Source organism: Amycolatopsis sp. WAC 04197, from assembly GCF_003947475.1.
GTDB classification, from domain to species: Bacteria; Actinomycetota; Actinomycetes; order Mycobacteriales; family Pseudonocardiaceae; genus Amycolatopsis; species Amycolatopsis japonica.
The window spans coordinates 673,056-685,870 of record NZ_QHJK01000001.1 but is presented as its reverse complement, the minus strand read 5'-3'; the positions used below and the strand labels follow the sequence as shown (position 1 = coordinate 685,870).

Here is a 12,815-nt window from a genome sequence, read left to right as displayed (position 1 = left end):
CCTCTAGTTGCCTCTCTGCCCCTGGACCAGCTTGTCGCTGATCCGCTGGAACTCTTCGCCGTAGCCCGCCTGATCGGTGCGCGCCAGCCCGGCGACCTCGATCACGGTACCCGTCCCACCTTCACGCGCCGGGGTCACCCGCACCCACACCCGGCGCCGTTTGACCAGCAGCGATCCCGCCAGCCCGATCAGCATCGCGACCGCGCAGACCAGCACCCAGCCCTGCACGGGGTCGTGCGAGACCTGGATGGCGACCCATTCCTGGACGCCGTCGAAGCGGACCTTCGTGCCGTCGTCCAGCACGGTCTCCTGGCCCTGGTCCAGGTTCTGCCGGGTGAGCTTCTTGAGCCTGCCGTCCTCGACGAGCGACTGGTCGATCTGGAAGATCGACTGCCCGCGACCGGCGTCGAGGCCGAGGTCGCCGCGGTAGATGTCGACGGCCACCGCCGGCTTGTTCGCCTCGGGCCGCGACGACGTCAGCACGTTGCCGTGCAGGAACGCGGTCGGGGCGAGCAGACCGGTGATCGCGAGCTGACGGGTGCGGCGTTCGACCGGGTCGGCGATGCCCGGCTGGTCGATCTTCGTCGCGCCTTCGGAGAGCTTCGTCGGCTCGTCGGCGGGACGCCACGGCGTGATGTTGGTGCGCACGGTGCCGTCGGGGAAGGTCACCGTGAACTTCGGGGAGTAGCCGAAGTTCAGCAGGTAGACGCGGTCGCCCGCGGTGCGCAGCGGCGAGTTGACCTCGAGTCCGTACGGCTTCCACGCGCCCGTCCGCAGATCCTCGCCGGACTGGTACTCCATGTTGGAGTGGTAGTAGTTCGCCTGCCCGTTCTCGGTGTAGCGCGCCTCGAAGTCCTTCAGGCGGATGCAGAACGCGTTGAGGTCGGTGCCGTCGACGCGCAGCCCGGCGTTGAAGGTGTCGTAGCCGAGGATGCCGGAGTTGCACCACGGGCTGCCGTCGGCCTGGACGATGACCTGGCCTTCGTAGCCGAACATCTTGCCCAGCGCGAAGAAGATGATCAGGCCGAGCATGCCGAAGTGGAAGACGAGGTTGCCGGTCTCGCGGAGGTACCCGCGTTCGGCGGAGATGCTTCGGCTCCCGTCGGCCTCTTCACGTTCGACGCGGCGCCAGCCTTTGAGCAGCGTGTGCGTGTCCGACATGACCGTCTCGGGGGTCCGGTCGGTCGTGGTGGACACGTGATGCGGCATCCGCGAGAGCTTGCGCGGCGTGAGCACGGGCTTCGCGCGCATCGCCTTCGCGTACTCGAAGCTGCGCGGCGCGAGGCAGCCGATGAGCGAGACCATCAGCAGGATGTAGATCGCCGAGAACCAGACGCTCCCGTAGACCTCGAAGAACTGGGTGCGGTCGAGCAGTTCGCCCCACCAGCCGTGCGCGGCGATGTACTCGTCGGTCTTGGCGACGTTGAGGTTCCGTTGCGGCAGCAGGGCGCCGGGCATCGCGGCGAGCGCGAGCAGGAACAGCAGCACCAGCGCGGTGCGCATCGACGTCAGACCGCGCCAGGTGTTGCGCAGGAAACCGAGGACACGCTTGAGCGGGGTCTGACGGTATTCGGTGGTGGTCACAAGGGCAGCCTGATGTCGGTCACGAGGGTGTTCCTGATCCAGCCGGTCATGTCGCCCCACAGTCCGGTCACCAGCAGAAGGCCGACGATCAGCAGCAGGACGCCGCCGAAGACCTGCACCTGACGGCCGTGGCGGCGCAGCCAGTCGGTGGCGCGGACGGCCCAGCGGGTGCCGAACGCGATGAGGAGGAACGGCAGGCCGAGACCGAGGCAGTAGACCAGGGTCAGCACGTACCCGCGCGCCGCCGCGCCGCCGGTGGCGCTGGCCATGGACATGACCGCGGACAGCGTGGGCCCGATGCACGGCGTCCAGCCGAGCCCGAACACGGCGCCGAGCACCGGCGCGCCCCACAGTCCGCCGCGCGGTACGTGGTGGGAGCGGAACTCGCGCTGGAGCCCCGGGATCCAGCCGATGAAGACCAGCGCCATCGCGATCGTCAGCACGCCGCCGAGGCGCTGGAGGAGGTCCACGTTGAGCGCGACGACGTCGGCGATCCACACCAGCGTCCCCAGCGTCACCACGAAGACGACGGTGAACCCGAGCACGAACAGCGCCGCCGCGCCGACGACGGCGTAACGGCCCTTCTTGCGCTCCTCGTCGGGGCTGACGGCGGGGGCGTCCGCGCCGACCAGCGCCGCCAGGTACGCGAGATACCCGGGCACCAGCGGCACGACGCACGGCGACGCGAAGGAGATCGTCCCGGCCAGCAGCGCCACACCCGCCGCGAGCAGCAGCGGCCCGGACAGGGCCAGCTCGGTAACGGAGTTCACTCGGCTGAGCGTAGGCAGTGTGGTCGGCGTGAAAACGCCGGGGCTGGCCCAACGGGACCTACGTCGCACCCGGTCAGGACCTTGGTCCCGCCCCCCTCACGCGCGTTTCGTCCTCTGAATGCGGTCGTTGCACGCGCAAGGACCGCGTTCAGAGGACGAAATGCGGGAGGGGGTCAGGGGATGGTCGGGAAGGCGGGCGCGGTGACCTCGGGCTTGGGACGGCGGTCCCGGAACACCCAGCCGCCGATCAGGCCACCGAGGAACCCGAACAGGTGCGCCTGCCAGCTGACCCCCGCGTCCTGCGGGAACAGGCCCGCGAACTGGTAGGCGAAGCACAGGGCCATCACCAGCCCGATGACGATGTCGATCTTGTGCCGATCGAAGATCCCGCGCACCAGCACGTACCCGAAGTAGCCCATGACCAGGCCGCTGGCTCCGACGCCGACCGTGCCGGAGTCGTGCAGGGTCCAGGCGCCGAGCCCGCTCAGCACCGCGATCAGCACCGTGACGCTGAGGAACTTCTTCACCCCGCGATACGCCGCGAGGAACCCGAAGATGAACAGCGGCCCCGAGTTGAACTCGATATGTCCCCAGCTGGCGTGCAGGAGCGGCGCGGTGAGCACGGTCGGCAGCGAGCTGATCTCGCGTGCCCGCGTCCCGTATTCGAACACGAGACCGTAGCCGTCCACCGCGTTGTAGATCTGGATCAGCCAGAGCACCACCAGCGCGCCGACCATGACCCAGAAGGCCTTCTTGGCCTCCGCGATCATGGCCTCGGCGTCACGCTGACCGGATCTGGGCACGTCCGAAGCGGTCGTCATTTCCTTCTCCCCAGTAGTTCAGAGCCGTCGCGCGGCTGAGACGAGGAGGATAGCCGCCCCGGCCGACAGACCAGCGCGTTTCGTCCTCTGAATGCAGTCGTTGCACGCGCAAGGAACGCATTCAGAGGACGAAACGCGGGAGGGGGTCAGGCGGGTTCGGCGGCCAGGCGCTGGACGACGGGCAGCAGGTCCGAGGCCAGCAGGTCCCGCAGGAAGACGGCCGCGACGCGGTGCTGTTTGTCCAGCACGATCGTCGACGGGATGATGTTGCGCGGATAACCCGAGAGCTGCAGCAACGTCCGCCCCGACGGGTCGTAGATCGACGGGTACGTCAGCTTCCGGTCCCGCATGAAGTCCTGCGCGGGCGCCCGGTCGTTGTCCCGCAGGTCGATGCCGACCACCTGAACGCCGGACGCCTTGGTCTGGTCGTAGACCTTCTGCATCTCCGGCGCCTCGACCCGGCACGGCCCGCACCACTGGCCCCACAGGTTCAGCACGATGACCTTGCCGGGGAAATCCGCGATCGAAAGCTGTTTGCCCTCGTTCATCAGGTCGTCGCCGGACAGCGTCGGCGACGGCTGGCGCTCCGCGACGTCGTAGGTGATGTCGACCTTCCCGCCCGGCGACACGAAGTTGAACGAGCCGCCGGTGACGACGGCGTCCTTGCCGGTGGTGCAGCCGGTGACGACGAGCATCAGCACCGCCATGGCGGCCAGCGCACGCTTCATGCCCCGGTCACCTTCGGATCGGTCGTCCCGGCGGGCTCGCTGTAGACGATCCGCACGAGTTCCTCGCCCTCGAAGACCAAGCTGGTCAGCGAAGCGAGCGAACACTGCCGGTTGCGCGGGTCGTGCCAGAGCCGCTTCGCCTCCAGGAACCGCCGCACGGTCCAGATCGGCAGCTGATGCGAGACGCACAGCGCCTCGTGGCCCTCGGCCGCCTGCCGCGCGCGGTGGATCGCGCCGAGCATGCGGTGCGCGATCTCGACGTACGGCTCGCCCCAGGACGGCCGGAACGGGTTGACCAGCTTCGGCCAGTGCTTGGGCTCGCGAAGCGCGCCATCGCCGACGGCGACCCGCTCGCCCTCGAACTGGTTGTCCGCCTCGATGAGCCGCTCGTCGGTCTCGACGTCGAGCCGGTGCGCGGCGGCGATCGGCGCGGCGGTCTCCTGCGCGCGCTGAAGCGGCGAAGCGACGACATGCGTGATGTCGTGCGTCGCGACCGCTTCGGCGACCGTCAGCGCCTGACGCTGTCCGCGGTCGGAGAGTTTGAAGCCGGGCAGGCGGCCGTACAGGATCTTGTCCGGGTTGTGCACCTCGCCGTGGCGAAGCAGGTGCACGATCGTCGTCGCGCTCACGCCTGGACCGCCTCGGCGGCGGCGCGGGCGGCCACGCGAAGCGCGGACTCGATGATCTCGAACTCGGCGTCGCCCATGGCGGCGTTGACGAACCAAGCCTCGTACGCGCTCGGCGGCGCGTACACGCCGTTGTCCAGCAGCGCGTGGAAGAACGCCGGGAACCGCCAGGTCTCCGAAGCCTGCGCGCCCGGGTAGTTCGTCACCGGGTTCTCGCTGAAGAACACGCTGACGAGGTTGCCCGCGTACTGCACGGTGTGCGTGACCCCCGCCTCGGTCAGCGACCGGTCGAACAGGTCACCGAGCCGCTTCGCGTTGGCGTCGAGGGCCGCGTACACGGCGTCGTCGGCCGCACGCAACGTCGCGAGGCCGGTCGCGACGGCGACGGGGTTCCCGGACAACGTCCCCGCCTGGTACACCGGCCCGCCCGGGGCCAGCTTCGCCATCACGTCGGCGCGACCGCCGAAGGCCGCGGCGGGCAATCCGCCGGACATCACCTTGCCGAAGGTGTACAGGTCGCCGGCGACCCCGTCGAGGCCGAACCAGCCCGCCTTGGAAACGCGGAACCCGGTCATCACCTCGTCCATGATCAGCAGCGCGCCGTGCTCGTGCGCGATCTCCTTGAGCCCGGCGTTGAAGCCGTCGACCGGCGCGACGGCGCCCATGTTGCCCGCGGCGGCTTCGGTGATGATCGCGGCGATCGAGTCCGGGTTGTCCACAAAGGACTTACGGACCGCGTCGAGATCGTTGTAGGGCAAGACGATCGTGTCGGCCGCCTGCGCGCCGGTGACACCGGGCGAGGTCGGGAGGCCGAGGGTCGCGACGCCGGAGCCCGCTTCGGCGAGCAGCGCGTCGACGTGACCGTGGTAGCAGCCCGCGAACTTGATGATCTTCGGCCTGCCGGTGAAGCCCCTGGCCAGCCGGATCGCGCTCATCGTCGCCTCGGTGCCGGAGTTGACCAGGCGCACCCGCTCCACCGGCTCGACCCTGGCGATGATCTCCTCGGCGAGCTCGACCTCGCCGCGCGTCGGGGTGCCGAACGACAGCCCGTCGACAGCGGCTTCGCGCGCGGCGGCGACGACGTCCGGATGCGCGTGCCCGAGGATCATCGGCCCCCACGAGGAGACGAGATCGACATAGCGGGCGCCGTCCGCGTCCCAGAGATACGGTCCCTCGCCGCGCACCATGAACCGCGGGGTGCCGCCGACGGAGTTGAAGGCCCGCACCGGGGAATTCACCCCGCCCGGGATCGCGGCCTTCGCTCGTTCGAACCATGCCTTGGACTGATCGACTCCGGTAGTCACTTCCCCAGTCTCGCAAATCCCCGATGACACCCGCCGCCAGGTCGTGTCTGTTCCGGGCATGGCGTGACCAGGCCCACTAGGGTGGAAGTACTCGGCGTCGAAACCCTCGCGGAGGAATCCACGTGTCCACGGTGCCGTCACCACCGACCCACCACCGTCGCCTGCGCTGGCAGGCCTTGGCCGGATTCATCGCGCTGTCGGCGATCGTCGGCGTCGTGGCCGCGCTCGCCGTGGCCACCCGCTCCGAAACGCACAACACGCTGATCCGCCCGTCGTGGGCGCCGCCGGGCTGGCTCTACGGTCCGACGTGGACGGCCCTGCTCCTCGTGGTCGCCGTCGCGGGCTGGTGCTACTGGCGGACCGACGGCGAGACACGCGGCTTCGCCTTCTACGGCGTCTGCCTGCTGCTGACCCTGCTGTGGACGCCGTTGTTCTTCGCCGGCGGAGCGCACGCCCTGGCCCTGGCCGACGTCGTCGTCCTGGACTTCATGGTGCCCGTCACGATGATGGAGTTCGGGCGCCGGTCGAAACTCGCCGCCTGGCTGCTGGTGCCGTATCTGCTGTGGTTGCTGTACTCGACCGCGGTCAACGCCGCCGTCGTCTGGCTCAACTAGTCCTTGGGCTTGCGGCCCTTGGCGCGCACCGCGAGCAGGAACTGGCGGATCGCGTCCACCACGAGGATCGCGGCCAGAACGCCCAATCCGATGGCGCCGGCGAGCGGGCCGCCGAAATACCGCTGCGATTCCAGCGTCGTCGTCTCGCCGTAGGTGATCACGACCGGGACGACACCGGCCTTCCAGCACGCGAAGGCACCCCACACCGCGAGCGCGGCGAGGATCAGCTCGACCGCCCCCACCACGGCGCGCAGGGGTTTGTGCAGCCGGGCCGCGGGCCGGGAGTCCTCCGGTGGCCACAGATCGGCGCCGGTCGGCTGGGGAAGGTCGATCACGGTGAGCAGTTTCTCATGACTCTGTGGTGCGAGCACGCACCAAATCCCCGAGAGCCTCGCGAAGAGCGTCCGGATCCTTCGCCCAAGCGCGCACGAACACGCCGTCTTCGAGCTTCAACCCGACTTCGCCGAACTTCTTGGGGATCGTCCAGCCGCCGCCGAGGACGCGCGAGCCGACCGGCGCCTCGTCTTCCAGCACCTCGGCGATCCTGGCCGCCTCCAGCGTTTCCTTGCCCTGCCGGTAGCCGTCCGGCGTGACTTCGAGCGAGAGGTACCGGCGGCGCGCGTAGACCCAGGGAACGGTGATCGCCACCAGCCCCACCGCGACCAGGATCCAGGCGAGCCAATGGACCGGGCCGCCGGTCGCCAGTTCGGCGAGCAGCCCGGCGAGGGCGAACAGCGGCGCCCACAGCAAAGCCGTCCAGCCGACGCCGGGTTCGTCGTAGCGGGGCGGCTCGGCGGTCATGGCAGCGTGCGCCCGACCTTCGGGAAATGATCGGAGACGCTCGGCAGGTACATGAGGACCAGCGCGATCGCCACCAGCAACGTGGACACCAGCAGGAACACGTTGAGCGAACCGCGGAGGATCAGCAGTTCCACCAGGACCAGGAAGACCGCCCCCACGGTGAGCACCGTCCTGGCCGACCGTGTTCCCTCGCGGGCCTTGTACGCGAACAACGCGAACAGGACGGCGAAGGTGAGCGCACCGCCGAACAGCATCCACAGCAGGGTGTTCACGCCGGACGCGACCTGCGCCGGATCGGCGGGCTGGCCGGGGACCGGGTTCTCCCTGATCTGCTTGAGGATCCCCTCGGTCAGTTCGTCTTTCAGCACCAGCAGGGCGATCTGGCCGGCCACCAGGACGACACCGGCGACGATCCACAGCCAGAACGAGATCGCGACCGGCTTCGGCACCACGATCTTCGGCGGCTTCTGGCCCGGCAGGATCGGATCCGGGGACATCCCGCGCTTACGGCGCTCGTCGTCCGTTTCGTCGGCTTTGCTGTCGCTCACGCTGGGCAGCTTAATCCAGCCAAGCTGCGGCTTCGGCGGCCCAGTAGGTCAGGATCATGTCCGCGCCCGCGCGGCGGATCGAGGTCAGCACCTCGAGGATCGTGCGCTCGCGGTCGAGCCAGCCGTTCGCCGCGGCGGCCTCGACCATCGCGTACTCGCCCGAGATGTTGTACGCCGCGACGGGAACCGGCGACGCCTCGGCGGCGGCCCTGATGACGTCCAGATAGGACAGGGCGGGCTTGACCATGACCATGTCGGCGCCCTCGGCGATGTCCAGCTCGATCTCGCGCAGCGCCTCACGCACGTTGCCCGGATCCTGCTGGTACGTCTTCCGGTCGCCCTTCAGCTGCGAGTCGACGGCTTCGCGGAAGGGACCGTAGAACGCGCTGGCGAACTTGGCCGAGTACGCGAGGATCCCGGCGTCGGTGTGCCCGGCGCGGTCCAGCGCACCGCGGATGACGCCGACCTGGCCGTCCATCATGCCGCTCGGGCCGAGCAGGTGAGCGCCCGCTTCCACCTGCGCCAGCGCCATTTCCGCGTACACGCGGAGGGTGGCGTCGTTGTCGACACCGCCGTCGGCGTCGAGGACACCGCAGTGGCCGTGGTCGGTGAACTCGTCGAGGCACGTGTCCGCCATCAGGACCGTCGCGTCACCGAGCTCGGACCTCAGGTCGCGCAGGGCGACGTTGAGGATGCCGTTCGGGTCGATCGCGCCGGAGCCCTCCGCGTCCCGGGTCTTCGGGATGCCGAACAGCATCAGGCCGCCGACACCGGCGTTGACCGCCTCGACGGCGGCCTTGCGCAGCGTGTCGCGGGTGTGCTGGACGACCCCGGGCATGCTGGAGATCGGGCGGGGCGCGTCGGCGCCCTCGGCCACGAACATCGGGAGGATCAGCTGACGTGGGCGCAGCGTCGTCTCACCGACCAGCCTGCGCATCGCCGGAGTGGTACGGAGCCTGCGGGGACGATGTTCGGGAAACACCCTCACGACGGTACTCCCGCCCGCTTGAGAGGCGGTGAACGGCCGAACCTTTCCTAAGGAACGGTAAAGAGTCACCTTTGTCCGATTCCTCCGCCGTGTGACTTGGGTTACCTTCCACGGCATGTCGAGTTCAACGGTGACCGACCAACTGGAAGAACCGCCCGTCGGCTGGCGCGCACGGCTGCGCCAGGTCGGGCCGGGGATCATGGCCGCGGCGACCGGGGTCGGCGCGGGCGACCTCGTCGCGACGATGGTGGCCGGATCGCGCTTCGGGTACACGCTGCTGTGGGCGGTGCTCGTCGGCACGATCTTCAAACTCGCGCTGGCAGAAGCCGTGGGCCGCTGGCATCTGACCTCGGGCCGGACGATCCTTTCCGGCTGGCGGACGCTCGGGATCTGGGCGCTGATCTATTTCGGGATCTACGCGGTGATCTGGGGCTTCGTCTACGGCGCGACGGCCATGTCCGCGTCGGGGCTGCCGCTGAACGCGCTCTTCCCCGCGATTTCGGTGCGGTACTGGGCGATGATCTGCGGCCTGCTCGGCTTCGCGCTGGTGTGGTTCGGGCGCTACGCGATCATCGAGAAGCTGATGACGGTGCTCACCGGCGTCATGTTCGTGACCGTGGTCGGCACCGCGATCCTCGTCGTGCCGGATTTCGCCGAACTGTTCAAGGGCGCCGTCCCGACCCTGCCCGACGGCTCGCTCGTCTACGTCCTCGGCCTGGTCGGCGGCGTCGGCGGCACGATCACCATGGCGGCCTACGGCTATTGGACTCTCGCGAAGGGCTGGCGTTCGTCGAAGTGGCTGCCGATGATGCGCACCGACAACGCCGTCGGGTACGTGATGACCGGCATCTTCGTGATCGCGATGCTGATCGTCGGCGCGGAACTGTTGCTGGGCCAGAAGATCATCTCGGGCGACAAGGGCCTGCTGTTCCTCGGCGACACCCTCGCCGCGGATTACGGGCAGTGGGCGCGGATCCCGTTCCTCATCGGCTTCTTCGCCGTTTCGTTCACGTCGGTGATCGGTGTCTGGCACGGCGTGAGCCTGCTGTTCGCCGACTGGTGGCGCATCCTTCGGCTGCCCGCGAACACCACGGAAAGCGTTGAGGCGTATGAGAAGAAGGCCGGTGAACGCAGTGTCGCGTACCGCGGATACGTGCTGTGGCTGACCTTCCCGCCGATGGCGTTGCTGTTCCTGGACCAGCCGTTCCAGCTCACCGTGATCTACGGCGTGCTGGGCGCGTTGTTCATGCCGTTCCTGGCGGCGACGTTGCTGATGCTGCTGAACACTTCGCGGGTGCCGCGGGAAGGGCGTTCGCGGTGGCTGTCGAACGGGCTTTTGGGGATCTGCCTGGCGATGTTCGCTTACCTGGCGTACACGGAGGTCGTGAAGTTCTTCAGCTGAGGCCGCACGCGACGGCCCAAGTACGTGAAGGCCCCCTTCACCGCGTCTAGCGCAATGAAGGGGGCCTTCACGTACTAACCGATCGTCAGGAGCGGCGAGCCCGCTTCGCCTTGCGAGGCGGCGGAAGCGCTCCTTCGGCACGGAGCCGGGCGGCGTGCTCGGCGAGCGCGTCGACCAGGTGCGGGACGTCGGCCTTCTCGGGCTGGACGTCGACCCGCAGCCCGAACTCCACGGCGGTCTCCGCGGTCTTCGGGCCGATGCACGCGACCAGCGTGCGGGTGTGCGGCTTGCCGGCGATGCCGACGAGGTTCCGCACGGTCGAGGACGAGGTGAAGCAGACCGCGTCGAAACCGCCGGTCTTGATCATCTCGCGGGTCTCGGCGGGCGGCGGCGCGGCCCGCACGGTGCGGTACGCGGTCACGTCGTCGATCTCCCAGCCGCGTTCGCGCAGACCGGCCGAAAGGGTCTCGGTGGCGATGTCGGCCCGCGGCAGCAGCACGCGGTCGACCGGGTCGAGGACGTCGTCGTACGGCGGGAACTCGGCGAGGAGACCCTCCGAGGACTGCTCGCCCTCCGGGATCAGCTCGGGGATGATGCCGAACGAGCGCACCTTCGCGGCGGTCGATTCGCCGACGCAGGCGATCTTCACGCCGGAGAAGGCGCGGGCGTCGAGGCCGAACTCCTCGAACTTCTCCCACACCGCGCGGACGGCGTTGGTCGAGGTGAAGACGATCCACTGGTACCGGCCGTCGACGAGCCCCTTGACCGAACGCTCCATCTGGGCGGGGCTGCGCGGCGGCTCGACCGAGATGGTCGGGACCTCGTGCGAGGTGGCGCCGTGGCCGCGAAGCCGCTCCGCCATCTCACCGGCCTGCTCCTTGGTGCGCGGCACCAGGACCTTCCAGCCGTACAGCGCGCGCGACTCCCACCACGACAGCTTCGAACGCTGGCCGACGGCCTGGCCGATGGTCACGATGAGCGGGCCGACGAGCTCGCCCGCCTCGTTCGCGACCGTGGCCAGCGTGGTGTCCAGGGTGCGCTGGGTGTTGATGGTGCCGTTCGACGTGACCGCGACCGGGGTGGTCGGCGCCAGTCCGTGCTCGGTCAGCGCGGACGCGGCCTCGGCCAGGTGCGCCGACGTCGCGTGCAGCACGATCGGGCCGGGGGTGGCGGCCAGCGCGGCCCACTCGACGTCGCCGCGGACGTCGACCTCGGTGTGCGTGCCACCGAGCGCGACACCGGCGTACGCCGGGACGGCCGCGCCGGGCGAGACGCCCGGGATGATGTCGAACACGGCGCTGGTCCGGGAAACGGCCTGCACCTCGGCGACGACGGCGGGCTGGGTCAGCGGGTCACCGGCGATGAGCCGGAGCACCAGTCGTCCGGCCTTGGCCTCGTTCACCAGGTCCTTGGCGACCTCGGTGGCCTCGCCGACGGCGGGGCGCACTTCGGCGCCCTCGGCGGCGAAGGCCAAGACGCCCGAAGGGACGTCCGGGTCGGTCACCACGACCTCGGCCTTGGCGAGCAGCTCCTGAGCGCGGACGGTCAGCAGACCGGCGTCACCGGGGCCCGAGCCCACGAAGGCGACACGCCCGGTGGTCTTACGCGCGGGGGTCATCTGTGCGTTCTCCTCTTGAGCGGCCGCAGTCGAGCGCGGCCCTACCTTCAACGTTCTGACTCACTGGGCGGGGCCGGACAGCGCACCGGCCCCCAGGTCGAGCAGCTCGGCGGCCAGTGTCCGGCCGAGCTGATCGGCTTCGTGCTTGTCGGCGAGCGCGGAAGCGCGCACCATGTCGACCGCGTCCCCGTCCCCTTCGACGGCGGCGGTGCCCCGCAACGAGATCCGCTCGACGACCCGCCCTTCGGCGTCCAGGTCCTCGACGATCTCCGCCAGCGCTCCGACCGGTGCGCTGCACCCGGCTTCCAGCGCCGCGAGCAACGCGCGCTCGGCGGTCGCCACGGCACGGGTGCCTTCATCGTCCACTGTGGACCCGAGCAGGTGCTCGATGTCCACGTCGCCGGTCCGGCACTCCACCGCCAGCGCGCCCTGTGCGGGTGCGGGCAGCATCTGGATCGGGTCGAGGGTCTCGGTGATCTCCTCCGCCCGGCCGATCCTGGCCAGTCCGGCACGCGCCAGGATGACGGCGTCGAGCTCTCCGTCGCTCACCTTGCGCATGCGGGTGTCGATATTGCCTCGGATCGGCACGATTTCCAAACCGAGACCGAGCGCGCGCAGCTGCGCGGTCCGCCGCGGCGAGCCGGTGCCGACGGTCGAGCCGGGCGGAAGCTCGCCCAGCGTCAGCCCGTCACGGGCGATCAGCGCGTCACGCGGGTCCTCGCGGCGCGGCACGGCGGCGAGCGTGATGCCCGGCTCCGGCTTCGTCGGGAGGTCTTTGTACGAGTGCACGATGACGTCGACTTCCTCGCGCAGCAAGGCTTCGCGCAGCGCGGAAGTGAAGACGCCGACCCCGATCGTGGGAATCGGCGCGGACGACTTGTCGCCGGGGGTCGTCACGGTGACGAGCTCGACCTCGGCCCCGGTGGCCCGCAGGGCGTCGGCGATGGTGCCGGTCTGCGCGAGGGCGAGTTTGCTGCCGCGCGTCCCGATGCGGATGACTCTGCTCACTGG

The 12,815-nt window shown here is 69.5% G+C and carries 14 protein-coding genes; 2 read left to right on the top strand and 12 right to left on the bottom strand.

Features of this window, described 5'->3' with window-relative positions:
- Positions 1-3 precede the first annotated feature (3 nt).
- From DMC64_RS03435 to hemL, 6 genes are all read right to left on the bottom strand, one after another.
- Positions 4-1,584 carry a cytochrome c biogenesis protein ResB gene (locus DMC64_RS03435; RefSeq protein ID WP_125731996.1) on the bottom strand — a complete coding sequence of 527 codons (1,581 nt, stop codon included), beginning with the start codon at positions 1,582-1,584 and terminating at the stop codon, positions 4-6.
- Complete coding sequence (locus DMC64_RS03430) at positions 1,581-2,354, bottom strand: cytochrome c biogenesis CcdA family protein (RefSeq protein WP_037332967.1); 774 nt, start codon at positions 2,352-2,354, stop codon at positions 1,581-1,583. The genes DMC64_RS03435 and DMC64_RS03430 overlap by 4 nt, the downstream gene beginning before the upstream one ends.
- Positions 2,355-2,527: 173 nt before the next feature.
- A complete protein-coding gene (locus DMC64_RS03425; protein WP_125731994.1) occupies positions 2,528-3,175 on the bottom strand; it encodes a rhomboid family intramembrane serine protease in 648 nt (215 codons plus the stop codon).
- A gap of 146 nt (positions 3,176-3,321) precedes the next feature.
- Complete coding sequence (locus DMC64_RS03420; protein ID WP_037332969.1) at positions 3,322-3,903, bottom strand: TlpA disulfide reductase family protein; 582 nt, start codon at positions 3,901-3,903, stop codon at positions 3,322-3,324.
- A complete protein-coding gene (locus tag DMC64_RS03415) occupies positions 3,900-4,532 on the bottom strand; it encodes a histidine phosphatase family protein (protein WP_125731992.1) in 633 nt (210 codons plus the stop codon). Before DMC64_RS03415 ends, DMC64_RS03420 begins: the two co-directional genes overlap by 4 nt.
- Positions 4,529-5,833: a glutamate-1-semialdehyde 2,1-aminomutase gene (hemL, locus tag DMC64_RS03410; protein ID WP_125731990.1), complete on the bottom strand. Its 1,305-nt coding sequence runs from the start codon at positions 5,831-5,833 to the stop codon at positions 4,529-4,531. The genes DMC64_RS03415 and hemL overlap by 4 nt, the downstream gene beginning before the upstream one ends.
- Before the next feature lie 122 nt (positions 5,834-5,955).
- Between hemL and DMC64_RS03405 the strand changes: the two genes are divergently transcribed.
- The gene (locus tag DMC64_RS03405; RefSeq protein ID WP_125731989.1) at positions 5,956-6,447 is read left to right on the top strand and encodes a tryptophan-rich sensory protein; all 492 of its coding nucleotides are present in this window, start codon (positions 5,956-5,958) and stop codon (positions 6,445-6,447) included.
- Here the strand turns inward: DMC64_RS03405 and DMC64_RS03400 are convergent.
- Genes DMC64_RS03400 through hemB form a run of 4 tightly spaced genes read right to left on the bottom strand, consistent with a single transcriptional unit; the run spans position 6,444 to position 8,778 of the window.
- Positions 6,444-6,818 (bottom strand): hypothetical protein, encoded by a 375-nt coding sequence (locus DMC64_RS03400; RefSeq protein WP_037332976.1) that lies wholly within the window; start codon positions 6,816-6,818, stop codon positions 6,444-6,446. The genes DMC64_RS03405 and DMC64_RS03400 overlap by 4 nt on opposite strands.
- Positions 6,796-7,248 (bottom strand): hypothetical protein, encoded by a 453-nt coding sequence (locus DMC64_RS03395; protein WP_125731987.1) that lies wholly within the window; start codon positions 7,246-7,248, stop codon positions 6,796-6,798. The genes DMC64_RS03400 and DMC64_RS03395 overlap by 23 nt, the downstream gene beginning before the upstream one ends.
- Positions 7,245-7,796 carry a hypothetical protein gene (locus tag DMC64_RS03390; protein ID WP_016330932.1) on the bottom strand — a complete coding sequence of 184 codons (552 nt, stop codon included), beginning with the start codon at positions 7,794-7,796 and terminating at the stop codon, positions 7,245-7,247. The genes DMC64_RS03395 and DMC64_RS03390 overlap by 4 nt, the downstream gene beginning before the upstream one ends.
- Before the next feature lie 10 nt (positions 7,797-7,806).
- Positions 7,807-8,778 carry a porphobilinogen synthase gene (hemB, locus tag DMC64_RS03385; RefSeq protein WP_081975687.1) on the bottom strand — a complete coding sequence of 324 codons (972 nt, stop codon included), beginning with the start codon at positions 8,776-8,778 and terminating at the stop codon, positions 7,807-7,809.
- 121 nt (positions 8,779-8,899) lie between these two features.
- Here hemB and DMC64_RS03380 point away from each other — a divergent pair, with 121 nt between their 5' ends.
- Positions 8,900-10,186 carry an Nramp family divalent metal transporter gene (locus DMC64_RS03380; protein ID WP_125731985.1) on the top strand — a complete coding sequence of 429 codons (1,287 nt, stop codon included), beginning with the start codon at positions 8,900-8,902 and terminating at the stop codon, positions 10,184-10,186.
- Between the two features lie 85 nt (positions 10,187-10,271).
- On the opposite strand, the gene DMC64_RS03375 is transcribed toward DMC64_RS03380, so the two are convergent.
- Positions 10,272-11,804 carry a bifunctional uroporphyrinogen-III C-methyltransferase/uroporphyrinogen-III synthase gene (locus tag DMC64_RS03375; RefSeq protein ID WP_005151748.1) on the bottom strand — a complete coding sequence of 511 codons (1,533 nt, stop codon included), beginning with the start codon at positions 11,802-11,804 and terminating at the stop codon, positions 10,272-10,274.
- A 60-nt stretch (positions 11,805-11,864) separates the two neighbouring features.
- Entirely contained in the window at positions 11,865-12,812 is a 948-nt protein-coding gene (gene hemC, locus DMC64_RS03370) for a hydroxymethylbilane synthase (RefSeq protein WP_016330928.1), read from the bottom strand.
- Positions 12,813-12,815 lie beyond the last annotated feature (3 nt).